Here is a 25,896-nt window from a genome sequence, read left to right on the forward strand (position 1 = left end):
TTACTGTGCGCTTGTTTTGGCCTGGCTTGCCGTTCCCGGTGCGCTTGCAGGCATCAGGAACAGAATAAGCGCCGGAACGAGGAAGGATACATAGGCGACCACTTCACTGACTGTCGGCGTCGCGATGTAACCGAAAACACCCGCCAGAACCGAGCCAAGCGTGCTGTCGAGCGGGAGAATATCGCTCATATCGAAAACGACCGTCTGGAAATGGTTCCAGATGCCAGCTTCGTGCAGCGCCATGACCGAATTGGCGAGAATGCCTGCCGCGATGATCAGAATGAAAACACCGGTCCAGCGGAAGAAACGACGAAGGTTCAGCTTCAAGCCGCCTTTAAAGATGCCGTAGCCAACTGCCGCGGCTAGCAACACGCCAAGAAGCGCGCCAAGCGGTGCTGCCGCCCCTTCGCTCTGCTGGAAAGCCGCCAGCAGAAAGAAGACTGATTCAAGCCCCTCGCGTGCGACAGCAAAGAACACCATCAGAATGAGGCCGAAACCTTTATGTGTCGGTGTCTGAAAAGCTGCATCGATGGAATGATGCAGTTCCGACTTGATAGAACGGGCCGCCTTGCGCATCCAGAACACCATCGAGGTCAACACAAAAACGGCAATCAGACCAATAATGGCTTCAAACAGTTCCTGCGCTTTCTGTGGGAATTCTGCACTCAGAAGCTGCAGGATAGCGCCGACCGCCAACGACATGGCCAATGCCAGCAATATGCCAATCCAGACCACTGGCATCCAGGCACTGCGGCCAGTCTGATGGAGATAACTGGCAATAATGCCAACGATCAGCGCTGCTTCCACGCCCTCGCGAAACATGATTAGAAAAGGTACGAGCATTCCAACTATCCAAAAGACAGAGAAATCGGCCTGCGCCTCGGTCGCTTCTCTTCAAATTCAGCATGAAGCCTTCGTCATTTAGTCATCTTTTATATCCACGCAGCCAGTGCTGCAAGCCAAATGAGCTTGACATTCATTGGAATGTTTTAGAATTGTTCTAATGATTTCAGCTATTTAGATCAGAGCCATCCGATCACAACCACAACCAGCCGACCCACATAATTCAATTTTGCAGCTTATCTACCTGATATAACTCGGGAAATTTTTCCAATATAGGCTCCCAAAATGGGCCGGATATTCTGCGACCCTTGCGCCTCTTTCCTCTAATTTAAGCGAAATTTCAAAATTTTCCGAAATGGTCAAAATTTTTTGCAGTTTAGGGGTTGAAGATTGGGACAAGCTGATACATATCACAGTCACTTACCGCTGTGCCTCCTCCCATTGCGCGCGGTAAGTGTTCCCCTCTGGAGGTTTGCCCAAGTGGCACCTTCATAACTAAGCCGGACTTCTTAGTCCGGCTCTTTTTTTGTTCAAATTTCTGATTTTCCCTGCTTCAACTAAAATGAAAATTAGCACAACATTCTGTTTTAAAAATATTAATTCAGAATTTTAGCTTCAGAGTAATAGTCTCTTCGCTAGTTAACTTATTTTCAGTTAACTGGAAATTTCACCTCGATCATAATACAAAAAACGCCGCGTTTCCGCGGCGCTTTTCATCGATAGACCTGCATTTTATCTCAGCCGTAGGCTGCGACCGGCGGACACGAGCAGATAAGATTTCTGTCGCCGCCCACATTGTCTACACGGCTGACCGGCGGCCAGTATTTTGCCGTCGCGTCGAATTCGCTGCCAAGGGCCATGGCCGGGAAAACCGCTTCCTCACGGGTGTAAGGATGCGTCCAGTCGCTGGCCAGCGTATCGCCTGCCGTGTGCGGCGCATTGGCGAGCGGATTGTCATCCTTTGGCCAGACACCATCGGCGATCTTCTTTGCTTCACCCGCAATGGCGATCATCGCGTCGCAAAGACGGTCGATTTCCGACTTCGGCTCGGATTCCGTCGGCTCGATCATCAGCGTACCGGCAACTGGCCACGACATGGTCGGCGCGTGGAAACCATAGTCGATGAGGCGCTTGGCCACGTCTTCCACGGTCACGCCCGCGCTATCCTTGAGAACACGCGTGTCCACGATGCACTCATGCGCCACGCGATCATGCGCGCCCGTGTAAAGGATCGGATAGGCGTCCTTCAAACGATGCGCGATATAGTTGGCGTTGAGGATCGCAGCTTCGGTTGCCTTTTTCAGACCCGCGCCACCCATCATGCGGATATACATCCACGTGATGACCAGAATGGACGCACTGCCGAAGGGAGCTGCCGAAACGGCGTGCTTGGAACCGAGATCAACATGGCCCGGCAGATAAGGCACCAGATGCTTGGCAACACCGATAGGACCAACACCCGGACCACCGCCGCCATGCGGAATGCAGAAGGTCTTGTGCAGGTTCATGTGGCAGACATCGGCTCCGATGTCGCATGGGCGCGCAAGGCCGACGAGCGCATTGAGGTTTGCGCCGTCGAAATAGACCTGACCGCCATTGTCATGGACGATTTCACAGAAAGCCTTGATGCCTTCTTCGAACACGCCATAGGTCGACGGATAGGTGATCATGAAGGCGGCGAGATTATCGCGATGTTTCTCGGCCTTGGCCTTGAGATCATCGATATCGATATCGCCATCCGGGCGGCAATTGACCACGACAACGCTCATGCCTGCCATGGAGGCGCTGGCCGGATTGGTGCCATGCGCAGACGACGGGATCAGGCAGATATTGCGATGACTTTCGCCACGCGACTGGTGATAGTGGCGGATGGCCAGAAGACCGGCATATTCGCCCTGGCTGCCCGCATTCGGCTGCAGCGAAACGCCCGCAAAGCCGGTGACTTCGCAAAGCCATGCTTCAACGTCAGCCGTCATCTTCGCGTAGCCTTCGGTCTGGGCCGCAGGCGCGAAAGGATGCAGATTGGCAACCGTGTTCCAGCTCACCGGCATCATTTCTGCGGCCGCATTGAGCTTCATGGTGCAGGAACCAAGCGGGATCATCGCGCGATCAAGCGCCAGATCCTTGTCGGCCAGACGACGCAGGAAGCGCATCATCTCCGTTTCCGAACGGTGCGAATGGAATACATCCTGTGTCAGGAAGCCCTCACCCCGTCCCTTGCCCGGAACGAGAATCGCGTCGCCTTCGACCACTTTCGCGCCGAACAGAACGGCGAGTGCCGCGAGATCATCTTCGGTCGAGGTTTCGTCGAAAGTCACGCCAACCGTGTCGGCATCGATGATACGCAGCAGACGACCGCCCTTGTCGGCGTCGTCGGCGATCTTCGCAGCCTTGCCAGCCACTTTCACAGAAACCGTATCGAACAGGCTATCGCCTGCGATCTCAACACCAGCAGCCTTGAGGCCCGTTGCAAAACGTGCAGCAAGACCGGCAACGCGCGTTGCGATTGCCTGCAAGCCAGCCGGACCGTGCCAGATGGCATAGGATGCCGCCATATTGGCGAGCAGCGCCTGCGCGGTGCAGATGTTCGATGTCGCCTTGTCGCGGCGGATGTGCTGTTCGCGGGTCTGGAGCGCCAGTCGATAGGCCGCGCGGCCATGCGCATCGACCGACTGGCCGACGATGCGGCCCGGAATGATGCGGGTAAGCGGCTCGGACACTGCGAGATAAGCAGCATGCGGACCGCCAAAGCCCATCGGCACACCATAACGTTGCATGGAACCGACAGCCATGTCGGCACCCCAACTCGCGGGCGCTTCCATAATCGTCAGCGCCAGCGGATCAGCAACCGCAACGACAAGTGCACCCTTCGCCTTCGCATCCGCGATGACCTTGCTGAAATCGCCGTAAACACCACGCGTATCCGGCCATGGCACGATGATCGCGGCGGTATTGTCATCGACATCGCTGCCGGTTTCGATCTGCCAGCCAAGCGGTTCAGCTCGGGTGTTGACCACATCAACCGTCTGCGGATGCAGTTCGCCCGCCAGAAGTACCCGGCTGCGCTTGTCGCGGTGATGACGGCAGGCAACACCGATTGCTTCGGCAACTGCGGTCGCTTCATCGAGCAGCGAGGCGCAGGCAACCGGCAGACCGGTCAGTTCGGCAACCAGCGTCTGGAAGTGGAAAAGAAGTTCGAGGCGACCCTGGCTAATTTCCGACTGGTACGGCGTATAAGCTGTGTACCAGGCCGGATTTTCAAACAGGTTGCGCTGGATCACCGGCGGCGTATGGGCACCGTGATAGCCCGCACCGATGAAGCTCTTCTTCACCACATTGCGGCCCATGATTTCATTGAGCTCCGCAAGCGCCGCATGTTCGCTCAAAGCGGCTGGCAAATCGAGCGCGCGATTCAAACGAATAGATGCGGGAACCGCCTGGGTGATAAGGGTTTCCATGGAAGGAAGACCGAGCGCGGCCAGCATGGCGCGCTCGTCTTCCAATCTTGGCCCGATATGACGGGCAACAAAGGGAAGAACCTGCTGCGTCATTTGTTTACCCTACCAGTTTGTCATAACCGGCCTTGTCGAGCAGGCCGGAGAGCTGGCCTTCGTCGGAAAGCTTCAGCTTGAAAAGCCAACCTTCGCCTTCTGCGGCCTGATTGATAAGAGCCGGATCGCTTGCAACGGCTTCGTTGACTTCGACCACTTCGCCATCAACCGGCGCGTAAACGTCGGAAGCGGCCTTGACCGATTCCACAACCACGATGCCTTCGCCTTTCGTTGCCGTACGGCCGACGTCCGGCAGCTCGACGAAAACGAGGTCACCCAGTTGTTCCTGTGCGTGGATCGTAATGCCAACAGTGGCAACGCCGTTTTCGACGCTGATCCACTCGTGATCTTCGGTGAACAGGATATTGGCCATGGAAATCATCCTTTGCGATAGCGATGCGGAGTGAAGGGAAGCGCCGAAACGTCAACGGGAACCTTGTTGCCGCGAACGTCAGCGAAAACACGTGTGCCGGGGGTGGCGAGACTTGCCTCGACATAACCCATGGCGACTGGAAAGCCTGCCGATGGACCAAAACCACCGGAAGTAACAGTACCGATCTGGCGACCGGATTCATCAAAAAGGTCGGCTCCGCCGCGAACCGGCTGGCGGCCTTCCGGCTTCAGGCCGACGCGCTTGGCAGATGCGCCCTTGGCGATCGCGTCCAGCACAGCCTTTGCGCCGTTGAACGCAGCCTTTTCGCGCACTGGCTTGGCGATTGCCCAAGTGAGACCCGCCGAAACAGGATCGGTTTCCGGCGTGATGTCCTGACCATGCAGGCAGAGACCGGCTTCAAGGCGCAGACTGTCGCGAGCGGCAAGACCAATCCATTCGACGCGCTCGTCGGCAAGCAGTTTCGTTGCCAGCACACGCGCTTCATCGGCTGGCAGGCCGATCTCGAAACCGTCTTCGCCGGTATAGCCCGAACGGGTCATGAACCAGCCAGTTTTGGGTTCAAAACCGCTCATGAAAGCAAGCTCGGCACCGGCCAGACCAGCATCATTGATGACGGCTTCCGCTTCCGGCCCCTGGAGTGCGAGGAACACGCGGTCGAGCGGATTGACTTTGACGTCCTTGCCCGATGCAGCTTCATTCAGATGCTCGATATCGGCATCAGCATTGCCAGCATTGGCCACAACCATGAAACGGTCATCGCCAAGGCGCGTGACGATTAGATCGTCCAGAACACCGCCATTGTCGTTGAGGAAGAAAGTGTATTTCGACTGGCCTTCCTTCAGCACAGTCGGGTCAAGCGGACAGGTTTCGGCGAGAAGCGCAGCAGCATCCTCACCTGAAACTTCAATCAGCTTCATATGAGAAATATCGAAAAGGCCCGCATGTTCACGCGTATGAAGGTGCTCCTTCATGACGCCCAGCGGATAGGTGATCGGCATGTTCCAGCCGGCAAAGCCACCGAAGCGCGCGCCAGCCTGTTCATGTAAATCCTGTAAAGGCAGTATATTCAGATGTGCGGTATCGCCCATAACAACTCCAGAGTCGCACGTGTGCCTCCGCAAAATGCGGCTGCTTCGTGCCCCTCTGTCTCAGGCCTGAGAGACTCGCATGGCTATATAGAAAGCCATACTTACACCTTCGGCGCAGGGTTTCCCCTGACTTTCCAGAGTTGTCTTACCCGTCTGCGGTTCCTTGTACCTGAGAGATTTCGGGCGATTTCCCCTTCGGCGGCCAGTGGCGCTCTCCCGCAGACAGACAGTGTAAGAACGTCATATGATATGGCATCCCGACACCCGACGAAACTCCCTTAACCCAATCCGGCGCGCAAGTCATGTAGAATTGTTGTCTCTAACCGACGATTTCCCGGACTTTTGCGACAAAATTCAAAGCAGACGGGAGGTTCAGATTTATACTCTATTATACATGCATATTGCCGCTTAGCCGAGACGTCGCATTTACCGGCAACCGAAGCCGTTGGCCGTACCGCTCTCCACCACATTTTGTGGAGCATTTTTCCGACCGGCAAATTTTTAAGGAAGATTTAACCAGTTAGCCGCCCAAGCAACTGAATTCTGGCGATTTCCCCACTTGGACAGATGATTGTGATCGCATGATGACCAAGCTGCGTAAAAGCCGTGCAACTGACAAGCTTTAACGCATTGCAGCTATGCAAATCTGTCTCTCCAATTCGAAATGCTTCGAGCCTATATGCCGTTTGCAACAAAGAGATAAGATTTTACTAGGTGAGAGAAATGAACCTGATCCGCTCGTACAACAACTGGCGCCGTTACCGTAACACCGTAAACGAACTGAGCCGCCTGAGCCCACGTGAACTGAACGACCTTGGCATTCTGCCTTCGGAAATCCCGTTCGTTGCGCGCAAGGCCGCTGCTCGCTAATAGCGCCATCGGAAGGCATCGGCCTTCTTCAAGGATCGCGATCCCTATAACCGCGCGGTCCTACAGTTTTTCCAATATCACCGGGGTGTTTTCTCCTCCTCCCATTCCCTCGGTGATTCAAGACCGGATATCCTCCTCCTAAGTCCGGTCTTCCCCATAAAACACCCGTCGCCTCCTCCCGCGACGGGTGTTTTTGTTTATGGGCTTAAATAATTAAGCCTCCTGTGAGACAGGGCTTGCCGCCCCGCGTCTGTCGAACGCAATCGAGATTGCAAAGACCGCCAGACCAGACAAAGCGAGCAATGCTCCGACTGTTCCCGTCGACGTCCAGCCATAGCCCCATGCAACCGCCAAACCGCCGAGCCATGCACCGAGCGCGTTGGCGAGATTGAGCGCAGAATGGTTGAGGGCTGCGGCAAGCGTCTGCGCATCCGCCGCTACGTCCATCAGGCGCGTTTGCAATGCGGGGACGAGCGCAAAGCCACCACCAACCAGAAGCACGTTCAAGAACGCGGTCGCCGGATGCTGCATGAGGACGGGGAATGCCAGCATGACGGCCATATCATAGAGCAGTACCAGACCAACCGTTCCCATGACCGAACGATCTGTCAGTCGCGATCCAACTATATTTCCAAGCACCATGCCCAAGCCGAACATGGCGAAAACGAAAGGCATCCACTTCACGTCGACATACGAAACCTTGGTGACCGTTGCCGCAACGTAGGTAAAAACTGAGAACAGGCCACCCGTACCAATTGCACCAATCCCGAGCGTCAGCCAGACCTGCTTGCGGCGGAACGCTCCCAATTCGCGCAAGGGTGATGCCCCTTCCTCCGCTGGCTGTTTAGGCACATAGATCGCAACCAGCACCATAGTCAGGATTGCAATCAAGCCAACTGATGCAAACATTGCGCGCCATCCGGCAAATCTGACCGAGAGAGGTCGCAAGCGGTGTCCCGCACAACGTGGCAATAGTCAGTCCCATCATGACACGGCCTACGGCCTGAGCACGCTTGCCCAGTTCCGCCAATGATGCAGCGACAAGCGAAGCCACGCCGAAATAGGCTCCGTGCGGAAAACCAGCAACGAACCGCATCATGTAAAGATCCGCATAATCCTGCATGAATGCGCTTGCAAGATTACCGAACGCGAACAGCCCCATAAGCAGGAAGAGGAGTTTGCGGCGATCAAGCCTTGCACCAATCACCGCCAGGACCGGCGCGCCAATCAGAACACCAAGCGCATAGGAGCTGATGAGATGGCCGCCCTGCGGTATAGTCACGTTCAGATCGCGGGCGATATCAGGCAGCAACGCCATAATGGCGAATTCACCGGTGCCGATACCGAAGCCGCCGATGGCAAGCGCGAGTTCCGCCAATCGTGCAGACGAACGTGGCGAAGTTTTCGGCGATGAAGCCGAAGGCTGAATTTTGGACATGGATAGGCCTGGGGGGAATGGAGGATGTAGAGCATCCCTACCACTCCTTTCGGGCAAAGGCGATACGCATTGTTGCGGCGCTTTGACGGTGCAAAAGCAAGTGACTATTTCGCCGCGACTACCTCGATCTCGACTTTGAACTCCTCACGTGTGAAACCGGAAACGATCATCAATGTTGAGGCAGGCGCTGGCTGCGAAAACAGCCTGTCGCGCACGTCCATATAGGGGCGCATATAGGCGCGATCCGTCACATAGGCGTTGATACGCACGACATTGGAAATATCCATGCCGCCATCGCGCAAAATGCGACGAATATTCTCGAAGCAAAGCTCGGCCTGTGCGCCCGCATCTTCCGGCACACTTCCGTCCGGCGCGATACCAAGCTGACCGGAGCAGAACACCAGTTCGGCACCGGCTTTCACCTTCACGCCATGACTATAGGCGGCAAAGGGCGCGGCCATGTCGGCGGGCAGCAAATGTTGCAATGTACTCATCGAATAATCCTTATGATTTGGGGGCGCTGGCCAGAAGTTCCTTCAAACGCGGCACACCCGCTGCAATATCGGCTTCCGTGGGGTTGATACCGGCTGCCAGCAGACGACGGGCGATCATGTGATCCGCCGGGCGATTAATGGAATCGACCGCTACCAGCTTGTCACCGGCGAAGTGGAAAACCGAAAAGGCATTATCATCGGGATTGCCCGACAGAATATGACGGTCGGCTTCAAACGACAGACCCGCCGTCTGGAGCTTCATGTCGCCCTGATCGGACCAGAACCATGCCACTTCACGGAACGGCGTGGCGCGACCGACAATGCTGCGGGCCACATGCTTGGCCTGATCGGTCGCATTCTGTACCGACTCCAGCCGAACGCGACGTCCGGCATGGAAATGATCGTAGCTCGCGCAATCGCCGATGGCGTAAACATGATCCACAGATGTGCGCATGTGCTCGTCCACGACAATGCCGTTGTCGATCACGAGCCCCGCGCCAGTGGCAAGCTCCACATTCGGCAGCGCACCGGTGCCGATCACCACAATATCCGCCGGGTAAACGGCTCCATCGGTGGTCTTCACGCCTTTCACTCGACCGTTTTCGCCCTCAATCGCCATCACGCCAAGCCCGGTCAGCAACGTGATACCGGCTGCGCGGCTGCGCGTTTCAACATGTGCAGAAATTTGCGTTGCAACCGAGCGGCCCAGAACACGCGGCGCTACTTCGATCAATACTGTGTTTTTGCCGAGCGCCAGCGCGCTATGCGCTATTTCAAGCCCGATAAATCCGCCACCGATGATCACCACATTTGCAATCGTCGGCATCAGATCGGCGATGCGGCGCGCATCTTCCATCCGGCGCAGCGTGACCACGCCGTCAAGATCGACGCCCGGCATGTCGGGAATGCGCGCGCGGGCACCCGTTGCAAAGACCAGATCAGACCAGTTGAGCACGCGACCGTCATCGAGGGTCACCATGCGCTCCGTCAGCGATACGCCCTCGACCCGATGCCCGAACAGCATCTCGATATTATTATCGCGGTAGGCGCTTTCCGGACGCAGCACCAAGCCGCCATGTTCCGGGGCTTTGAGATAGGATTTGGAAAGCGGCGGCTTATGATAGGGAATATCCGCCTCATCGTTGATGAGGACGATGTCTCCGGCATAGCCTTCCTGACGAAGACTGATTGCGGCCTGCGAACCCGCATGGCCCGCACCTATAATAATGCATCTCTCGTCCATAGGACCTCCGGAAATTTCCGCGCATCATAGTCATGTGCTGGTCTGTCGCGTGGCGCATCTACCACGGATTCACATCTTAATTGCATGCCGCCTGCAATTTTTAAACATTTAGTTTGACCAATCGGTCAGATTGTTTAGTAAGGTTCCTGCTTCAATACGCCAGAACAAACTTGGAGCGCCGCCTTGAAACGATATTGGTCCGATTACACGAGCGAGGCGTTTTCGCGTCTCGAGCGTGACAAGCTCGTGGCGGTACTGCCCGTTGGCGCAATCGAGCAGCACGGACCCCATCTGCCGATGTGTGTGGATGCCGCCGTCGCGGACGGCATGGTGGCGGAACTGATCAAGCGGCTGCCCGACACAAGCAATGTTCTGTTCCTGCCGACACAGGCCATAGCCAAGAGCAATGAACACAAGCGCTATCCCGGCACGCTGACTTTTTCGGTCGAGACGGTCATCCGCATGTGGTGTGAGATCGGTGCCTGCGTGGCGGCAAGCGGCGTGCGCAAGATGGTGCTGTTCAACAGCCATGGCGGGAATATTCCCGTGATGGACATTGTCGCCCGCGAATTGCGCGTGCAGCACAATATGATGGTCTTCTGCCTCAACTGGTTCGGCCTTGGCATGCCCGATGGCGTTTACAGCGAACATGACTTCAAGCATGGAATCCACGCCGGAGACATGGAAACATCGGTGATGCTGGAAATGCATCCCGATCTGGTGGTGATGGAAAAGGCGCAGGATTTCCGCACGCTGACCGAGGTTTTCGCCCAGGAATACAAGCATATCAGCCTTGGCGGCGGCGCAAAGCCTGCATGGCAGATGCAGGACATCAATGCCTATGGTGCAGCCGGCAATGCATCAATTGCAACCGCTGAAAAGGGCCGCAAGACCATTGATTTCGCCGCTGATCGGCTGATTGAAGCGCTGGGCGAGATCGAGCGCGCGCCGCTCTCCTGGCTCGACAACAATACCGCTTGGTAAGGACGATGAGCGTGGCCCCCAACTCGCAGAACCAGTCGCCCCTGATCGACATCAACGGTGTCTACAAACAGTATGGCACCGGCGTCATGGCCGTGAACGACATGTCGCTCAAGATCGAGCAAGGCCAGTTCGTGAGCTTCCTCGGACCTTCGGGCTGCGGCAAAAGCACGGCGCTGCGCATGATCGCCGGGCTGGAATCGGTCTCGGCTGGCGAAATTCGCGTCAATGGCCACGCCCCGGGCAAGGGCTCTTCCGGTGCACAGGATATCGGCTTTGTGTTTCAGGAGCCGACGCTGATGCCCTGGGCCAGCGTCTATGACAATGTCTATCTGCCGCTGCGGCTTTCCGGTATTTCGCGCAAGGAAGCCAAGCCCCGCATTGAAGAAGTGCTGACACAGGTTGGCCTGTCGCGCTTTGCCAATGCCTTTCCGCGCGAACTTTCCGGCGGCATGAAAATGCGCGTTTCCATTGCGCGCGCTCTGGTCACGCGCCCGCGCCTGCTTTTGATGGATGAGCCTTTTGCAGCGCTCGATGAAATGACGCGTTTCAAGCTCAACAATGACGTGCTGCGTCTTTGGCAGGAACATGGCCTGACGGTAATCTTCGTCACCCACAGCGTTTACGAGTCGGTCTACCTGTCCAACCGCGTTATCGTCATGGCGGCAAGACCGGGCCGAGTGGTTGCCGATATACCAATCATTGGCTCCTACCCTCGTGCCGAAAATTACCGCACGACAGACGCATATGCGAAATATTGCGCCAAGGTTTCCGACGCGCTGACCGCGACGCTTTCCTCTGAAGACATCGATCACTGAGGACATGCAAATGAACCAGATGCAAAACGAACTGCCAGTCCTCAATTCCGAACAGGATCGTCTCGCACGACGCGAACGCACGCTGCGCATTCTCATGCCGACGCTGGCGATCATCATAGCGCTCGGCATCTGGGAAGGTCTGGTGCGCATTTATGAAGTGCCGCATTACCTGATCCCGGCCCCATCGCTGATTGCCGAAACGCTTTTCAAGGACGGCCCGTCGCTGATGGCCTCCATGTGGTTCACCGTCAAATTGACGCTGATCTCGCTGGCCTGCGCCATCATTGGGGGCGTTCTGCTCGGCATGGTGTTTGCGCTATCGCGTCCGGTTGAAATGGCGTTCTTCCCCTTCGCTGTCATCCTTCAGGTGACGCCGGTGATCGCCATCGCACCGCTGATCCTGATCTATGTGCGCGATACTTTCTCGGCCCTGCTCATCTGCGCATGGATTGTCGCTTTCTTCCCGATCCTGTCCAATACGGTGATCGGACTGCGCAGCGCCGACCACAATCTGCGCGATCTGTTCAAGCTCTACCGCGCCTCGCCGTGGCAGCGTCTGCGCTATCTGCTGGCACCAAGCGCTCTGCCCTATTTCATGGCGGCCCTGAAAATCGCCGGTGGCCTGTCGCTGATCGGCGCCGTGGTGGCTGAATTCGTCGCGGGCACCGCAGGCCAGAGCACCGGTCTTGCATCGCGTATTCTCGAATCGAGCTTCCGCAATGAAATCCCGCGCATGTTCGCAGCGCTCTTCCTTGTTTCGCTGCTCGGCATCGTGATCTTCCTGATCACCAGCTGGCTGTCGCGCCTTGTCCTCGGACGCTGGCACGAAAGCGAAATCCGTAGAGAGCGCTGACATGTTGAAAGGCGTTGCCATCGCGGGCCATCCGGGCCGATACGACATGCAGATCGAGCATGGCCGCATTGCCGCGATCACGCCGTCGCAGGCGACCGGCGGCGGCTTGATCACGCCGCTGCTGGCTGATGTGCATGTGCATCTCGACAAGACATTCACCATCCAGCGCATTGCGCAAAATGGCGACACGAAAGTCGAATGCCTGTTCGACGCCATCGACCTGATGAACACCGACCGCCAGAACTGGAGCGCCGAAGACATTCGCGCCCGCGCCACACGCGGCCTTGAGGCGGCTTTAGCGCAGGGCGTCGGCGCTATTCGCAGCCATGTGGATTGGACCAAGCCCGAAGTTCCGACCGCATGGCCGGTTCTCAACGAACTGCGTCATGAGTGGAAAGACCGCATCGACCTTCAACTCGCGGCCCTCATCCACGGCGATCTGGTGCTGGAAGCCGGCCGTGATATCGCGGACCGGGTCAAAGCCGATGGCGGCGTGCTCGGCGCGTTTTTCTATCGCAATGCCGATCTTGCCGCCAAGATCGAGGCAATGTTCCGTTTCGCCGTCGAAAACGATCTCGATCTCGACTTTCATGTCGATGAAGGGCTGGATATTGAAGCCGACGGCTTTTCGCTGATCATCGATGCCACCCGTCGCCATCGCATGGCGGGACGTGTACTGTGCGGCCATGCCTGCTCGCTTTCGCTGCGAACAGCGGAAGAACTCACGCGCATTTTCGAAGCCGCCGCAAAAGCTGGCGTCGCGCTTGTCTCGCTGCCCACCACCAATCTCTATCTGCAGAATCGGATCGGCGGGAAATCTCCGCGCCTGCGCGGCGTTGCACCGCTCAAGGAAGCACGCGCGGCAGGCATGGATGTCATGCTCGGTTCCGACAATGTCCGTGATGCATTCTACCCTTATGGCGATTATGACCCACTCGCCATTCTTCGTCTCGCAGCGCCGGTCTGCCACGTCGAGCCGCAGGACTGGCTCGACAGCATCACCACCCTGCCCGCCCGCCTTATTGGCAGCGAAAACGTGCGGCAACCACAGGCTGGTGGCGTGGCCAGTTTTGTCTGGCACGATGCAATAGACCTGAACGATCTCATCAGCCGCCCGCAGGCCCGCCGCGTCGTCTGGCGCAATGGCGTTGCCGAACCCAACTCAACGGGCCAAATCACCAGGAGAGCCACATGAATTCTGCCGCTCCACAGCGCATCTACGACTGGGCCGCATTCCGCGCCGAAATCGACGGCATCCGCATTTATGACGACCCCAAGCAGGTCGAGCTGCGCTCCCGCGATTATTTCTGGTACAGCCCGATCCTGACCGAAGATATCGGCCATTATGTCGGTGATCTCGTCGTCATCCCGAAAGATCAGGATGAAGTGCGTCGCGTAGCGGCAGCCGCCGCGAAACTGCGCATTCCGATCACTGTTCGCGGCGGCGGCACAGGCAATTACGGCCAATGCGTTCCGCTTGAAGGCGGCATCATTCTGGACATGACCAAGATCGACCGCATCGTTTCTATCGAACCCGGCAAGGTTCGTGTCGAAGGCGGTGCTCGCATTTCACGCCTTGACGATGCCGTGCGCGAAACCGGTCAGGAACTGTTGATGTATCCGTCGACCCGCCGCATCGCCACGATTGGCGGCTTTTTCTCAGGCGGTTCAGGCGGCATCGGCTCGCTGCGTCACGGCATGTTGCGCGACGATGGCAATGTCTATTCGGTCAAGGTTCTGACTGTCGAACCGGAGCCGAAAATTATCGAATTGAGCGGACGCGACATTCATAAAGTCCAGCATGCCTATGGCACCAACGGCATCATTCTGGAGTTGGAAATCGGTCTTACCAAGGCGACCGACTGGATACATACTGCTGCCTTGTTCGATAGTTACGAGGCAACGCTCAACTTCTGCCTCAAGGCACTGGAAGACAATCTTGACTGCTATCTTCTGACCACAGTTGATCGCCGTTTTGCACGCTTTTACACCAAGTTCGGCGATCTGTTCCCATCCGACAAGGATGCGGTTTTTGCCATGATTGCCCCGGAAGAAATAGTTCGTTTCGAAGCGCTCGCCACTGAATTTCGCGGCAAGATTTCCTTCGCCATGACGCTGGATGAATTGCACAAGAATGGTTTGCAGCCTGCTTATGAGTGCGGCTGGAACCACACAACCTTGCAGGCGTTGAAAGCCGAGGAAGGCTGGACCTATCTTCAGGTTGCCTATCCTCGCCCCTTCGACCCGGCATTGGTCAATCGCCAGATCGAGCGTTATGGCGACACGCAATATATGCATCACGAAATGGCACGCCTCAAAGGCGAAGTGCAGATTTTCGCGCTTCCGCTCGTCCGCTTTGAAGGCCGTGAGGAGATGTACCGTCTGATCAAGGAACTGGAGCAGATTGACGGTTGCGACATCTACGATCCGCATGCCTACACCATCGAGGACGGCGGCATGAAAGAAATCGACAGCGTCCAGATCGAATTCAAAAAACTGTCCGACCCATATGGCCTGCTCAATCCGGGTAAAACGCGCGGCTGGACCGCCGACATGGCTTTGACTGATTAAAACAAGGGGAACCAATATGAAAAAAACACTGGTTGCGGCGCTGGCCGCACTTTCCATGGGCCTTTCCGCACAAATGGCCTATGCACTCGACAAGGTGACGCTCGGCACCAACTGGCTCGCTCAAGCCGGTCACGGCGGATTCTATCAAGCCCTTGCCGACGGCACCTATGAGAAACACGGCCTCGACGTACAAATCGAAATGGGTGGACCGCAGGTCAACAATCGCCCGATGCTTGCGGCAGGCCGCCTCGACTTCCTGCTGACCGGAAACCTGCTTCTGTCGTTCAACAATGTCGCCAACGGTGTGCCGACGACGGTTGTTGCCGCGTTCTACCAGAAAGACCCGCAGGCATTGATGGCGCATGAAGGTGCGTACAAGGATTTCAAGGATCTCACCAATGCCGAAACGATCCTGATTTCGAAGGACGGCCAGTTCTCGTTCTGGCCATGGCTCGTCAAGGACTTTGGCTTCAAAGACGAACAGCTGCGCCCTTATGGCTATAGCCTCGCCCAGTTCCTCAACGACAACAAGACCGTGCAGCAGGCCTATGCGACCGCCGAGCCGATCTATGCAGAAAAGGAAGGCGCTAAGGTTACGACCTATCTCCTCGCCGACTACGGCTACAGCACTTACGGCAACACGATCGAAACCCGTCAGGATCTGATCGAAAAGAACCCCGATCTGGTACAGCGCTTCGTCAGCGCTTCCATCGAAGGTTGGACCAATTTCCTCTATGGCGACCGCAGCAAAGCCTATGAACTGATCTTGAAAGATAATCCGGACATGAGCAAGGAAACGCTCGATGCGGAACTGGAGCGGATCAAAAACCTTCAGCTTATCGATAGCGGCGATACGCTTGAAAAGGGAATTGGCGCTATCTCGATGGATCGCGTCAAGGCGTTCTACGAACTCGCCCGCAAGGCAGGAATTGTCAGCGGCGACGAACTCGACATGAGCAAGGTTGCGACCGATACCTTTGTAAACAAGGGCGTGGGGCTCGACATCAAGAAGAAGCTGGGCCAATAACCCCTCCTCAATCGCGGTGGGTATGAATGAGCAACGGCGACGAGAATGAAGACACAGAGCTGACCGGACGGGACAAGGTTCTCGGACGCAGGCGGCGCATTCTCGGCGCAATACAGGCCGCCGCGATCGATGAATTTGCCGAAAAAGGCCTTGCGGGGGCATCAACGCAAGGCATTGCGCACCGCGCCGGTCTCACCAAGCCGCAACTGCACTACTATATTTCGAGCAAGGAAGAGCTTTACGAAGACATCATCGTCTATATCCTCGACGAATGGGAAGAAATATTCCTCGGAGCCAATACTGAGGACGATCCCGCCAAGGTGATCCGCCAGTATATCCGCGCGAAGCTCGAATACAGCCAGAAGAATCCCAAGGCCTCGCGCCTTTTCACAACCGAAATTGCCAATGGTGCGCCCTATCTCGGACGCCACTGGACCAAGCATCAATCTGCCACCCAGAATGCCGTCCGCCTCATCCAGTCTTGGGTGGATGACGGTCGTATCAAGCCTGTCGATCCATTGCTGTTCCAGATGCATATATGGGCAGTCACCCAGCATTATGCTGATTTTGAAGCACAGGTCCGCAGCATGATGGAACTCGGCAAGAACGAACCGCTCGACCTTGAACGGATCGAAAAAGAAGTTTCGACGCTTTTTCTGCGAGCCTGTGGGCTGGAATAAACACGTACTGAAATCCTTGTCAGCGTAGCCCTTCAAGTTCCGCAATGCGGGCTGCGCTATCCCTTTCCAGCATTCTCGTCATTTCACGAATGACCGTTTCAGCCAAAACAAAAAGTGCAGCCGACGAATCCCAGGCTGACGGCACGGCTGTACGCCCTGCCAAAACATGTCGGGCCACACGTGCAATCGGCGAAAGCCACTGGTCGGTTACAAGAACAACCTCCACGCCTCTCGCTCGCGCTTTCTCAGCCAGTTTCAAAAGGCTGTCTTGATAACGACGAATATCGAGAACCACCAGAACATCGCGCTTCCCCATATCGAGAAGACGGTCACGCCATACACTTTCCTGTCCACCCAGATGAAAGACATGCGGACGAATGACAGTCATATGCGCCGCCATATACTGCGCAATGGGATCGGTGAAGCGTCCACCAATGAGATAGACATTTCCTTTCGCCTCACTCAAAGCTGACACGGCCTGCCGCAGCTGCTTTTCGCCGAGATGCCGAAAGCTTTCACGGATATTTTCCAGCGTGTGCTCCACAGCCGGATAGGCCGTGTCTGGTCCGGTCCCCGGCTGTTCGTTGCGATGGTGCGGCGACTGCAACTGAGCTGCGAGCTCATCCTGCAATCGCGCCTGGAAATCGGGGTAACTCTGAAACCCGAGCCTGTTCACGAAGCGTAGGATAGTCGGGGAGCTGACACCAGCCAATGCAGAAAATTCCGCAACGGTTTTCAAGCCTAGCATCGGGTAATTGGCGATCAGCGTTTGGGCTGCACTTCGCTCGCCCGCCGGCATCGTATCGATCCGCTCATTGATCAGTTCCGCAACGCTTGCATGCACAGGCACAGCACTTTCCGTTCCCGAACGCCCTTTTTGAATTTGGGCGAAATTGTGTTTGACAAATAATCATAGGACGTATCAAATAATCCGCAATAGCGCATAATTGGAAAAAACGTAACATAAGTTACAGCGCGGGGAACGAACAGAATGACGGACGAGCGAGAATATCGCACGGCTTCGTGCGAGCCTGTTTCTGTCTTCAACAAGGATGGGGAAAGCCCCTATCTCTTTGTCTGCGAGCACGCATCCAATTTCATTCCCAAGACTTTCGACGAGCTCGGACTGAATGTTGATGCTTTGCGGGCCCATATCGCCTGGGATCCTGGCGCGTTGCAGGTCGCAAGACATCTCGCAACTTCACTTGATGCGCCTCTTGTCGAAAGCCAGCTTTCGCGGCTGTTGATCGATTGCAACCGCCCGCTTGATGCCCACGACCTCATTCCGGAAATCAGCGAGACGACCGTAGTTCCCGGAAATCACGCGCTCAATTCCATGGAACGTCTGGCGCGTATCGATCTTTCGCACCGTCCGTTTCACGCCGCTATCGAACGCTTAATCGCAATGCGCGCCGCGCGCGGCCTGCCCTCATGGATCGTGACGATCCACTCCTTCACGCCGGTTTATCTCGGCGCCTCGCGACCATGGCAGATCGGCATCATCCATGACGAGGATGACCGCATCGCCCGGCCACTGATCGCCGCGCTCTGGCAGGATAAGAGCCTCGATGTCGGCGTGAATGAACCTTATTCGCCTGCCGACCGCGTCTACTACACACTCGAACGGCACGCTCGCCCACGCAACGCTCCCTGCGTGATGATCGAACTTCGCAACAATGAGATTGCCGATGGTCCGGCGCAGGCCGACTGGGGCGAAAAACTCGCAACGATATTAAAGGACATTGCGAAAGCAATTGGCCCCCACAACACGGAACAGAAAGCCTGAAGGAGCCGGAAATGCCGAAGCCGATCAGACTGTTCGTCAAATATGTTGATGCAGTGAATTACTATGTCGGGCGCTTTGCGATGTATCTCTTCTTCGTGCTTGGTGCCTGCCTTCTATATTCGACTTTTTCACGCGTGGTTCTCGGCGTGCCGGTCAACTGGGTCTTGGAAATGTCCCAGTTTTTGCTCTCTGCCTATTATCTGCTCGGCGGCGCCTACGCCATGCAGCAGGGCGCGCATGTACGTATGGACCTGTTCTTCGACCGTCTTTCACCGCGCAGGAAAATGATCACCGACATGATCACCATCCTGTTCATCATCTTCTATCTCGGCGTGATGGTCGCCGGTGGTATTTCATCGACCAATTACGCCATCGTCTACAATCAGAAGAACTACACCGCCTGGGCGCCGCTTCTCTGGCCTATCAAGCTCATCATGACCGTCGGTATTTTGCTGCTACTGCTGCAATGCGTCTCCAATTTCTTCAAGGACTGGGCCTCCCTGCGTGGAAAGCCAATCAGCACCATTGCGGGTCCCGCCATTGAGGAAGGGCATCACATATGAGTTCGGAATTCATAACGCTCTTCATGTTTGCAACCATGATGGTGCTGCTCATGACCGGGCAGCGCGTATTCGGCGTGATCGGTTTTGTCGGCTCGCTCGCCGCGCTCCTGCTTTGGGGCAAAGGCTCGTTCGAGATGCCGTACAATGCCACCTTTGCGGTGTTGAACTGGTATCCGCTTATCACAGTGCCGTTCTTTGTCTTCATGGGTTACATGCTCTCGGAATCGGGGATTGCCAGCAATCTCTACCGCATGTTCCACGTGTGGTTCGGCGGCATTCGCGGCGGTCTGGCACTGGGCACGATCGGCCTGATGGTCATCATTTCCTGCATGAACGGCCTGAGTGTTGCGGGCATGGCCATTGGCGCGACCGTAGCTCTGCCGGAGCTTCTCAAGCGTGGCTACAACAAGGTTATGGTAACGGGCGTCATTCAGGCTGGCAGCTCGCTCGGCATCCTCATTCCGCCAAGCGTAGTGCTTGTTCTTTATGCAATGATTGCCCGACAGCCCGTTTTGCAGTTGTGGCTCGCAGGCATAGGCCCCGGGCTTCTCATGGCCACGCTCTTTGCCATCTACATCTATATACGCTGCCGTATCCAACCAGAGCTCGGACCGACATTGCCACAGGATGAATTGGACAGAATTACGTGGCATGATCGTTTTGTTGCACTGCGCGCAGGCATTCTACCGCTCGTCGTCTTCGGCGCAATGATGGGACTTTTCCTCACCGGTGTTACCAGCCTTGTCGAAAGCTCTGCCGTCGGTGCTTTGCTTGCAACACTTGCAGCGCTTTTCACCGGACGCCTCAACAAGACTGTATGGGAAACCACAACGCGGAACAGCCTTACCGTCACCTGCATGTTCCTCTGGATCATTCTGGCGGCGCTTTGTTTCTCGTCGGTCTATGATGGCCTCGGAGCGGTGAAAGCCATCGAAAGCGTGTTGCTGAATACCTTCGATCTGTCACCATGGACAATCCTAATACTGATGCTGTTTTCGTTCATTATATTGGGCATGTTCCTTGACGACACGGCAATGCTGGTCATCGTGGCACCGCTCTACATACCGCTGGTAAAGAGCCTCGGCTTCAACGCCATCTGGTTCGGTGTGCTCTACACGATTACGTGCCAGATCGCATATATCACGCCGCCTTTCGGGTACAATCTCTTCATGATGCGGGCCTTGGCGCCAAAAGAAGTCACACTGATAGATATCTATCGTTCGATCGTGCCGTTCTTCTTTCTCATGGTGCTGACCATCATCCTTCTGATGATCTTTCCGCAAATCGCGATGTGGTTGCCCAACTGGTACACAGGACGATGACGATAGCGACAGAAGAATGCGCATAAGCCGGTGACAAGAGTCCGAAGGGCCAGACCGGAACAGATAAAGGGTGAACTCAAACAAGAGTGGGAGAATGGGCATGAGTGAGAATAGCAAGCTTAACAAACGCGATTTTCTCAAGAAAGCCGGGCTGACAACCGTTGGCGCGTTGGGTGCAAGCGCACTTGCAACACCTTATGTTAGGGCACAAAGTCCGATCAAGTGGCGGCTTCAGACCTATGCAGGCCCGGCGCTTGCCGAGCACGTCATCAAGCCGTCGATTGACGCTTTCAACAAAGCCGCAAATGGCGACATGGTCATCGAACTTTATACTGCCGACCAGCTTGTACCGCAGGGTGAACTGTTCCGTGCTGTTCAATCAGGCACAATCGATGCCGCACAAAGCGACGACGACTCCATGGCATCGCCGGTCGATGTCGCAGTCTTCGGGGCTTATTTCCCCTTCGCATCGCGCTACAGCCTCGATGTGCCCGCCCTGTTCAACTGGTACGGGCTCAATGAAATATGGGACGAAGCCTATAAAGAAATTCCGGGTGTTACCTGGCTTAGTGCCGGTTCCTGGGACCCCTGCAATTTCGTGACCACCAAACCGATCCGCAGCGTTGCTGACTTGCAGGGCCTGCGCGTCTTCACCTTCCCGACCGGCGGGCGCTTCCTGACCAAGTTCGGCGTCGTGCCAGTCACGCTGCCATGGGAAGATATTGAAGTCGCAATCCAGACCGGCGAACTCGATGGCGTTGCGTGGTGTGGCGCGACTGAGGCCTATACGGTCGGCTGGGCCGACATAAACAAGTACTATCTGACCAACAACATCAACGGCGCCTGGGCTGGTTCCTATTTCGCCAATACGGAAAAATGGGAGGCGGTGCCAGATCATCTGAAGACACTGTTCAAGCTGGCAATGGATTCATCGCATTATTATCGCCAGCATTGGTACTGGTGGGGCGAAGCTCACTATCGCACTACCGGCGGAAAACTGGAACTGACGACCATTCCAGAATCGGAATGGAAGCAGATCGAGGACGCCGCCGAACAGTTCTGGGACGAAATCGCCGCTAAGAGCGAGAGGAACGCAAAAGTTGTCGAAATCCTCAAGAAATACCAGAAGACCATGCGCGATGCGGGCGCACCTTATCGCTACGCCTGACGAACAAGAGCGCCGTGCATTCGCGCGGCGCCTTTTATTTCATTCCGTGGGAGCACAGCAAATTAAATGGCCGGACAATTGACATTCGATGCATTGAAAAAGGCAGTCGCGGAAAATGAAATCGATACAATTCTCGCATGTTTCGTAGACATGCAGGGACGTTTGATCGGCAAGCGCTTCTACGGACAGTTCTTCGTGGAATCTGGTTACGACGAAACCCACGGCTGCAACTATCTCCTTGCCGACGATATCGATATGGAGCCGGTGCCGGGCTACGAGGCTGCTGGATGGGATAAGGGGTACGGTGATTTTGTCATCAAGCCGGATCTTTCGACCCTGCGTGTCGCCACATGGCTGGAAAAGACTGCCATCGTGCTTTGCGACGTGCTCGATCACCACGATCATCAGGATCTGGCGCATTCCCCGCGTGCTATCCTCAAGAAGCAGCTGGCGCGTCTGCATGAGCGCGGCTATCGCGCCTATTTCGCGTCCGAGCTTGAATTCTATCTCTTCGACGAGACCTACAAAACAGCTCGCGCCAAGCACTGGCAGGACATGGAAACGGCTTCACCTTATGTGCAGGATTATGTCATCCACCTGACCACCAAGGAGGAGCCAGTCCTCCGCGCAATGCGCAACCAGCTCGCGGCAGCCGGTATCCCGGTCGAAAACTCAAAGGGCGAATGGGGGCCGGGGCAGGAAGAGCTGAATGTGCGTTACGCCGAAGCGCTCGAAATGGCGGACCGTCATGTCATCATGAAGAACGCGATGAAGGAAATAGCCGAGGCGCATGGCAAGTGCATCACCTTCATGGCCAAGTATGATTACAGCAAAGCTGGAAGCTCGAGCCACGTGCACAATTCCATCTGGAGCGCCGATGGCAAGGAGCCGCTCTTCTTCGATCCGAAAGCGCCCTATACCATGACGCCGCTGATGCGTTCCTGGGTGGCCGGGCAGCTCAAATATGCCACCGACTACACCTATTTCCTCGCGCCTTACATCAATTCCTACAAGCGTTTTCAAGCAGGCACCTTCGCGCCGACGAAAATCATGTGGAGCCAGGATAATCGCACCGCTGGCTTCCGCCTGTGCGGCGAAGGCACAAAAAGCATTCGTATCGAATGCCGCATCGGCGGCGCCGACCTCAATCCCTATCTGGCTTTTGCAGCGCTCATCGCATCGGGTCTGCAGGGAATCGACGAACAACTGGAACTCGACGAGCCCTTCGTCGGTGATGCCTACAGCGCGGTCAAACTCAAGGAAATTCCTTACACGCTCCGGGAGGCCGCACAGGCGCTCAAAAACTCCGAGTTCCTCAAGGAGGCTCTCGGGGAAGCGGTCGTCAACCACTACGTCCACACTGCCCATTGGGAACAGATCGAATATGATCGGCGCGTAACCGACTGGGAACTGCATCGCGGGTTCGAGCGCTATTGACCCGCGCGACCGATCCCGAAATGAATAACGCAATGCCAGACTTCAAAGGAAATTGCAGATGAGCGGCACAGCCAAGATCATCTCCCCCATCGACGGCTCGGTCTATGCCGAGCGTCCTTTTTTGAACGAGGCCGCAATCACCTCGGTCGCCGCCGCCGCCCGTGATGCGCAAACCGGCTGGGCTCAGTTGAGTATTGCTGAGCGCGCGCGCTATTGCCGGGCCGCACTGGATGCGCTTGCCGGGATGCAGGAAGAGATTATCCCTGAAATCGCATGGCAGATGGGGCGCCCGACCCGTTACGGCGGGGAGAATGGCGGCGTGCAGGAGCGCGGCCAATATATGATCGATATCGCCGAAGAAGCGCTAAAAACCTATGTTCCCGCTCAGAAGGATGGCTTCCGTCGGTATGTGAAGCATGTGCCGCTCGGCGTGGTTCTGGTGATTGCACCATGGAACTATCCCTATCTCACCGCCGTCAACACAATCATTCCCGCACTTATGGCCGGGAACACTGTGATCCTCAAACATGCAACGCAGACGCTTCTGGCTGGTGAACGCTTTGCAAAAGCGTTTGAGAAGGCCGGGCTGCCCAAGGGTGTATTCCAGAATATCGTTCTCGATCACGCATCGACGGAAAAGCTGCTCGCATCCGGCACAATTGACCACGTGAATTTCACCGGCTCGGTTGGCGGGGGGCGCGCCATCGAAAAGGCTGCTGCAGGCACCTTCATGACGCTGGGGCTGGAGCTTGGTGGCAAGGACCCGGCCTATGTTCTGCCCGATGCCGATCTGGATTACGCCATCGCCAATCTGGTGGACGGCGCGTTCTTCAATTCGGGCCAGTGCTGCTGCGGGATCGAGCGCATTTATGTTCATGAAGCAGTCTATGACCGCTTTGTTGATGGCTTCATCAATCTGACGAAGCAATATGTGGTCGGCAATCCGCTGGATAGTTCAACGACGCTCGGCCCGATGGCACAGGCGCGCTTTGCCGATCTTATCCGCGAGCAGAAAGCGGAAGCCCTGCGCAAGGGCGCAAAGGCGCATGTGAATATGAGCGTCGGGAACGACCGTGCAGGTTCTCCCTATGTCGCCCCGGAAGTGCTCACCAATGTCGATCACCAGATGAGCGTCATGCGCGAGGAAAGCTTCGGCCCCATCGTTGGCATCATGAAAGTGCGCAACGACGAGGAAGCCCTCACATTGATGAACGACAGTATCTATGGCCTGACAGCTTCGCTCTGGACGGCAGACACGGACCACTCCGCCACTCTCGGCGACCGTATCGAAACGGGCACGGTTTTCATGAACCGTTGTGATTATCTCGATCCCGCACTTGTCTGGACCGGAGTGAAAGAGACTGGCAAGGGTGCTGCCCTGTCACCCATCGGCTACGGCAATCTCACGCGGCCAAAATCCTTCCATCTGCGTGAAAAGATCTGACCGCTTATCATCATTCGGAAAGCAATCGATATGACCACTCTGACCGCGAAATGGAACTTCCCGACCACCGTGCTTTTCGGGCCGGGACGCATCAAGGAGCTTCCAGCCGTCCTGCAAGCCGCAGGCATTAAACGTCCGCTTTTCGTGACCGATCCCGGCCTGGCGAAGCTTCCCGTGGTGGCGTCCACACTCGCTGTCCTGGATGAAGCCGGTGTGGCATACGGGGTTTTCTCCGACGTGAAGCCGAACCCGGTTGAAAGCAATCTTTATGCAGGCGTCGAGGTCTTCAAAAGCGGCAAGCATGACGGCGTCATCGCCTTTGGCGGCGGTTCGGCGCTGGACCTTGGTAAGCTCATAGCCTTTCAGGCCGGGCAGACCCGACCCGTATGGGATTTTGAAGATATCGGCGACTGGTGGACCCGTGCCGATAGCAAAGCGATTGCGCCGATCATTGCCGTGCCCACCACTGCTGGCACCGGATCGGAAGTTGGCCGCGCAGGCGTTTTGACCAACGAAGCGACCCACACCAAAAAGGTCATATTCCACCCGAAGATGCTGCCGGTCACAGTCATTGCCGACCCGGAACTTTCGACCGGAATGCCGCCTTTCATCACGGCGGGTACAGGCATGGATGCGCTGGCACACTGCCTTGAAGCCTATTGCGCGCCCGGCTTCCATCCGATGGCTGACGGTATCGCAGTCGAAGGCATTCGTCTGGTCTTTGACAATCTCCCCAAAGCCTATGTCGATGGAAAAAATATTGAGGCACGGGCGAACATGATGGCAGCGGCTGCCATGGGCGCTACGGCCTTCCAGAAAGGACTCGGCGCAATCCATTCGCTGTCGCATCCGATCGGCGCCCTTTATGATACCCATCATGGCATGACGAACGCGGTTTTCATGCCCTATGTCCTGCTTCAGAACCGATCCGCCATCGAAAAGCGCATCGAAAGGCTTGCCGATTATCTAGGCATCAAGGGCGGGTTTGACGGATTTCTGGCGGCCGTCATGAAATTGCGCAGCGACCTCGGCGTCCCCAATACGCTGCCTGAATTCATCACGGATCTTGAAATGGACGATGCTCGGAAAGACCTGATTGCAGAGATGGCCATCGTCGATCCAACCGCTGGCGGCAACTCGATTGAATTGACAAAAGAACGCGCGTTGAAGTTGCTAAATGCTGCACTCGAAGGTAAGGTCTGACAAGCTGAGTTCAGGCTTGGCAAGAGCCATAAGAGGTAAGCATCGCACCACCTATGGCGGGGGGCGATGCATTAGGGGAGCGGGTTCTTGGGGAGGAGCCCGCTCCTCTTCATTTTTCCGAC

General features: G+C 56.2%; 24 protein-coding genes and 1 riboswitch. Of the genes, 15 read left to right on the forward strand and 9 right to left on the reverse strand.

Annotated elements, in window-relative coordinates; all coding sequences use genetic code 11:
- The 4 genes from efeU to gcvT form a co-directional block, all read right to left on the reverse strand.
- Positions 1-843: an iron uptake transporter permease EfeU gene (gene efeU / locus JNC70_RS01310; RefSeq protein WP_104754805.1), complete on the reverse strand. Its 843-nt coding sequence runs from the start codon at positions 841-843 to the stop codon at positions 1-3.
- Between the two features lie 737 nt (positions 844-1,580).
- Entirely contained in the window at positions 1,581-4,394 is a 2,814-nt protein-coding gene (gene gcvP / locus JNC70_RS01315; RefSeq protein ID WP_104754804.1) for an aminomethyl-transferring glycine dehydrogenase, read from the reverse strand.
- A 4-nt stretch (positions 4,395-4,398) separates the two neighbouring features.
- The gene (gcvH, locus tag JNC70_RS01320) at positions 4,399-4,767 is read right to left on the reverse strand and encodes a glycine cleavage system protein GcvH (protein WP_010659049.1); all 369 of its coding nucleotides are present in this window, start codon (positions 4,765-4,767) and stop codon (positions 4,399-4,401) included.
- A 5-nt stretch (positions 4,768-4,772) separates the two neighbouring features.
- Positions 4,773-5,876, reverse strand: a complete 1,104-nt coding sequence (gene gcvT, locus JNC70_RS01325) for a glycine cleavage system aminomethyltransferase GcvT (protein ID WP_104754803.1) — start codon at positions 5,874-5,876, stop codon at positions 4,773-4,775.
- A 146-nt stretch (positions 5,877-6,022) separates the two neighbouring features.
- A riboswitch (glycine riboswitch) is annotated at positions 6,023-6,105 on the reverse strand.
- A 494-nt stretch (positions 6,106-6,599) separates the two neighbouring features.
- On the opposite strand from gcvT, the gene JNC70_RS01330 reads away from it, so the two are divergent.
- Positions 6,600-6,746: a DUF1127 domain-containing protein gene (locus tag JNC70_RS01330; protein WP_002965914.1), complete on the forward strand. Its 147-nt coding sequence runs from the start codon at positions 6,600-6,602 to the stop codon at positions 6,744-6,746.
- Positions 6,747-6,959: 213 nt separating this feature from the next.
- Here JNC70_RS01330 and JNC70_RS01335 read toward each other — a convergent pair whose 3' ends face one another.
- From JNC70_RS01335 to JNC70_RS01350, 4 genes are all read right to left on the reverse strand, one after another.
- On the reverse strand, positions 6,960-7,655 hold the full coding sequence (locus tag JNC70_RS01335; protein ID WP_374788520.1) for an MFS transporter: 696 nt from the start codon (positions 7,653-7,655) through the stop codon (positions 6,960-6,962).
- Positions 7,591-8,184, reverse strand: coding sequence for an MFS transporter (locus tag JNC70_RS01340; protein WP_374788521.1), 594 nt, complete (start codon positions 8,182-8,184; stop codon positions 7,591-7,593). The genes JNC70_RS01335 and JNC70_RS01340 overlap by 65 nt, the downstream gene beginning before the upstream one ends.
- A gap of 104 nt (positions 8,185-8,288) precedes the next feature.
- Positions 8,289-8,678, reverse strand: coding sequence for a RidA family protein (locus JNC70_RS01345; RefSeq protein ID WP_104754802.1), 390 nt, complete (start codon positions 8,676-8,678; stop codon positions 8,289-8,291).
- 10 nt (positions 8,679-8,688) lie between these two features.
- Positions 8,689-9,921, reverse strand: coding sequence for an NAD(P)/FAD-dependent oxidoreductase (locus JNC70_RS01350; RefSeq protein WP_104754801.1), 1,233 nt, complete (start codon positions 9,919-9,921; stop codon positions 8,689-8,691).
- 183 nt (positions 9,922-10,104) lie between these two features.
- On the opposite strand from JNC70_RS01350, the gene JNC70_RS01355 reads away from it, so the two are divergent.
- The 7 genes from JNC70_RS01355 to JNC70_RS01385 are packed head-to-tail and all read left to right on the forward strand — an operon-like array spanning position 10,105 to position 16,851.
- On the forward strand, positions 10,105-10,905 hold the full coding sequence (locus tag JNC70_RS01355) for a creatininase family protein (protein WP_104754800.1): 801 nt from the start codon (positions 10,105-10,107) through the stop codon (positions 10,903-10,905).
- A gap of 5 nt (positions 10,906-10,910) precedes the next feature.
- Positions 10,911-11,720: an ABC transporter ATP-binding protein gene (locus JNC70_RS01360; protein WP_104754799.1), complete on the forward strand. Its 810-nt coding sequence runs from the start codon at positions 10,911-10,913 to the stop codon at positions 11,718-11,720.
- A gap of 10 nt (positions 11,721-11,730) precedes the next feature.
- Positions 11,731-12,573, forward strand: a complete 843-nt coding sequence (locus JNC70_RS01365) for an ABC transporter permease (RefSeq protein ID WP_208623434.1) — start codon at positions 11,731-11,733, stop codon at positions 12,571-12,573.
- Position 12,574: 1 nt separating this feature from the next.
- Positions 12,575-13,768, forward strand: a complete 1,194-nt coding sequence (locus tag JNC70_RS01370) for an amidohydrolase family protein (protein WP_104754798.1) — start codon at positions 12,575-12,577, stop codon at positions 13,766-13,768.
- Positions 13,765-15,144 (forward strand): FAD-binding oxidoreductase, encoded by a 1,380-nt coding sequence (locus JNC70_RS01375; RefSeq protein ID WP_104754797.1) that lies wholly within the window; start codon positions 13,765-13,767, stop codon positions 15,142-15,144. The genes JNC70_RS01370 and JNC70_RS01375 overlap by 4 nt, the downstream gene beginning before the upstream one ends.
- A 16-nt stretch (positions 15,145-15,160) precedes the next feature.
- Positions 15,161-16,171, forward strand: coding sequence for an ABC transporter substrate-binding protein (locus JNC70_RS01380; protein WP_104754796.1), 1,011 nt, complete (start codon positions 15,161-15,163; stop codon positions 16,169-16,171).
- Between the two features lie 26 nt (positions 16,172-16,197).
- Positions 16,198-16,851, forward strand: a complete 654-nt coding sequence (locus JNC70_RS01385; protein ID WP_104754795.1) for a TetR family transcriptional regulator C-terminal domain-containing protein — start codon at positions 16,198-16,200, stop codon at positions 16,849-16,851.
- A gap of 19 nt (positions 16,852-16,870) precedes the next feature.
- On the opposite strand, the gene JNC70_RS01390 is transcribed toward JNC70_RS01385, so the two are convergent.
- Positions 16,871-17,650: a MurR/RpiR family transcriptional regulator gene (locus JNC70_RS01390; protein ID WP_245414726.1), complete on the reverse strand. Its 780-nt coding sequence runs from the start codon at positions 17,648-17,650 to the stop codon at positions 16,871-16,873.
- Between the two features lie 192 nt (positions 17,651-17,842).
- Here JNC70_RS01390 and JNC70_RS01395 point away from each other — a divergent pair, with 192 nt between their 5' ends.
- The 7 genes from JNC70_RS01395 (at position 17,843) to JNC70_RS01425 (ending at position 25,774) form a co-directional block, all read left to right on the forward strand.
- Entirely contained in the window at positions 17,843-18,637 is a 795-nt protein-coding gene (locus JNC70_RS01395; protein WP_104754794.1) for an N-formylglutamate amidohydrolase, read from the forward strand.
- 11 nt (positions 18,638-18,648) lie between these two features.
- Positions 18,649-19,200, forward strand: a complete 552-nt coding sequence (locus tag JNC70_RS01400) for a TRAP transporter small permease subunit (RefSeq protein ID WP_061346995.1) — start codon at positions 18,649-18,651, stop codon at positions 19,198-19,200.
- Positions 19,197-20,522, forward strand: coding sequence for a TRAP transporter large permease (locus JNC70_RS01405; RefSeq protein WP_104754793.1), 1,326 nt, complete (start codon positions 19,197-19,199; stop codon positions 20,520-20,522). The genes JNC70_RS01400 and JNC70_RS01405 overlap by 4 nt, the downstream gene beginning before the upstream one ends.
- A 100-nt stretch (positions 20,523-20,622) precedes the next feature.
- On the forward strand, positions 20,623-21,690 hold the full coding sequence (locus JNC70_RS01410) for a TRAP transporter substrate-binding protein (protein ID WP_104754792.1): 1,068 nt from the start codon (positions 20,623-20,625) through the stop codon (positions 21,688-21,690).
- Between the two features lie 66 nt (positions 21,691-21,756).
- The gene (locus JNC70_RS01415; RefSeq protein WP_374788522.1) at positions 21,757-23,127 is read left to right on the forward strand and encodes a glutamine synthetase family protein; all 1,371 of its coding nucleotides are present in this window, start codon (positions 21,757-21,759) and stop codon (positions 23,125-23,127) included.
- Between the two features lie 58 nt (positions 23,128-23,185).
- The gene (locus tag JNC70_RS01420; RefSeq protein WP_104754790.1) at positions 23,186-24,571 is read left to right on the forward strand and encodes an aldehyde dehydrogenase family protein; all 1,386 of its coding nucleotides are present in this window, start codon (positions 23,186-23,188) and stop codon (positions 24,569-24,571) included.
- Between the two features lie 30 nt (positions 24,572-24,601).
- Positions 24,602-25,774 carry an iron-containing alcohol dehydrogenase gene (locus JNC70_RS01425; RefSeq protein ID WP_104754789.1) on the forward strand — a complete coding sequence of 391 codons (1,173 nt, stop codon included), beginning with the start codon at positions 24,602-24,604 and terminating at the stop codon, positions 25,772-25,774.
- Positions 25,775-25,896: the final 122 nt, after the last annotated feature.

The organism is Brucella oryzae (assembly GCF_041929965.1).
Taxonomy (GTDB): Bacteria; Pseudomonadota; Alphaproteobacteria; order Rhizobiales; family Rhizobiaceae; genus Brucella; species Brucella oryzae.

Coding starts and splice junctions, on each gene's coding strand:
- gcvP (WP_104754804.1), bottom strand. CDS start 4,394: ATGACGCAGCAGGTTCTTCCCTTTGTTGCCCGTCATATCGGGCCAAGA.
- JNC70_RS01365 (WP_208623434.1), top strand. CDS start 11,731: ATGAACCAGATGCAAAACGAACTGCCAGTCCTCAATTCCGAACAGGAT.
- JNC70_RS01410 (WP_104754792.1), top strand. CDS start 20,623: ATGAGTGAGAATAGCAAGCTTAACAAACGCGATTTTCTCAAGAAAGCC.
- JNC70_RS01420 (WP_104754790.1), top strand. CDS start 23,186: ATGAGCGGCACAGCCAAGATCATCTCCCCCATCGACGGCTCGGTCTAT.
- JNC70_RS01360 (WP_104754799.1), top strand. CDS start 10,911: ATGAGCGTGGCCCCCAACTCGCAGAACCAGTCGCCCCTGATCGACATC.
- JNC70_RS01380 (WP_104754796.1), top strand. CDS start 15,161: ATGAAAAAAACACTGGTTGCGGCGCTGGCCGCACTTTCCATGGGCCTT.
- efeU (WP_104754805.1), bottom strand. CDS start 843: ATGCTCGTACCTTTTCTAATCATGTTTCGCGAGGGCGTGGAAGCAGCG.
- JNC70_RS01345 (WP_104754802.1), bottom strand. CDS start 8,678: ATGAGTACATTGCAACATTTGCTGCCCGCCGACATGGCCGCGCCCTTT.
- JNC70_RS01370 (WP_104754798.1), top strand. CDS start 12,575: ATGTTGAAAGGCGTTGCCATCGCGGGCCATCCGGGCCGATACGACATG.
- JNC70_RS01425 (WP_104754789.1), top strand. CDS start 24,602: ATGACCACTCTGACCGCGAAATGGAACTTCCCGACCACCGTGCTTTTC.
- JNC70_RS01330 (WP_002965914.1), top strand. CDS start 6,600: ATGAACCTGATCCGCTCGTACAACAACTGGCGCCGTTACCGTAACACC.
- JNC70_RS01340 (WP_374788521.1), bottom strand. CDS start 8,184: ATGTCCAAAATTCAGCCTTCGGCTTCATCGCCGAAAACTTCGCCACGT.
- JNC70_RS01350 (WP_104754801.1), bottom strand. CDS start 9,921: ATGGACGAGAGATGCATTATTATAGGTGCGGGCCATGCGGGTTCGCAG.
- JNC70_RS01375 (WP_104754797.1), top strand. CDS start 13,765: ATGAATTCTGCCGCTCCACAGCGCATCTACGACTGGGCCGCATTCCGC.
- JNC70_RS01395 (WP_104754794.1), top strand. CDS start 17,843: ATGACGGACGAGCGAGAATATCGCACGGCTTCGTGCGAGCCTGTTTCT.
- JNC70_RS01415 (WP_374788522.1), top strand. CDS start 21,757: ATGGCCGGACAATTGACATTCGATGCATTGAAAAAGGCAGTCGCGGAA.
- JNC70_RS01335 (WP_374788520.1), bottom strand. CDS start 7,655: ATGTTTGCATCAGTTGGCTTGATTGCAATCCTGACTATGGTGCTGGTT.
- gcvT (WP_104754803.1), bottom strand. CDS start 5,876: ATGGGCGATACCGCACATCTGAATATACTGCCTTTACAGGATTTACAT.
- JNC70_RS01390 (WP_245414726.1), bottom strand. CDS start 17,650: ATGCCGGCGGGCGAGCGAAGTGCAGCCCAAACGCTGATCGCCAATTAC.
- JNC70_RS01385 (WP_104754795.1), top strand. CDS start 16,198: ATGAGCAACGGCGACGAGAATGAAGACACAGAGCTGACCGGACGGGAC.
- JNC70_RS01400 (WP_061346995.1), top strand. CDS start 18,649: ATGCCGAAGCCGATCAGACTGTTCGTCAAATATGTTGATGCAGTGAAT.
- JNC70_RS01405 (WP_104754793.1), top strand. CDS start 19,197: ATGAGTTCGGAATTCATAACGCTCTTCATGTTTGCAACCATGATGGTG.
- gcvH (WP_010659049.1), bottom strand. CDS start 4,767: ATGGCCAATATCCTGTTCACCGAAGATCACGAGTGGATCAGCGTCGAA.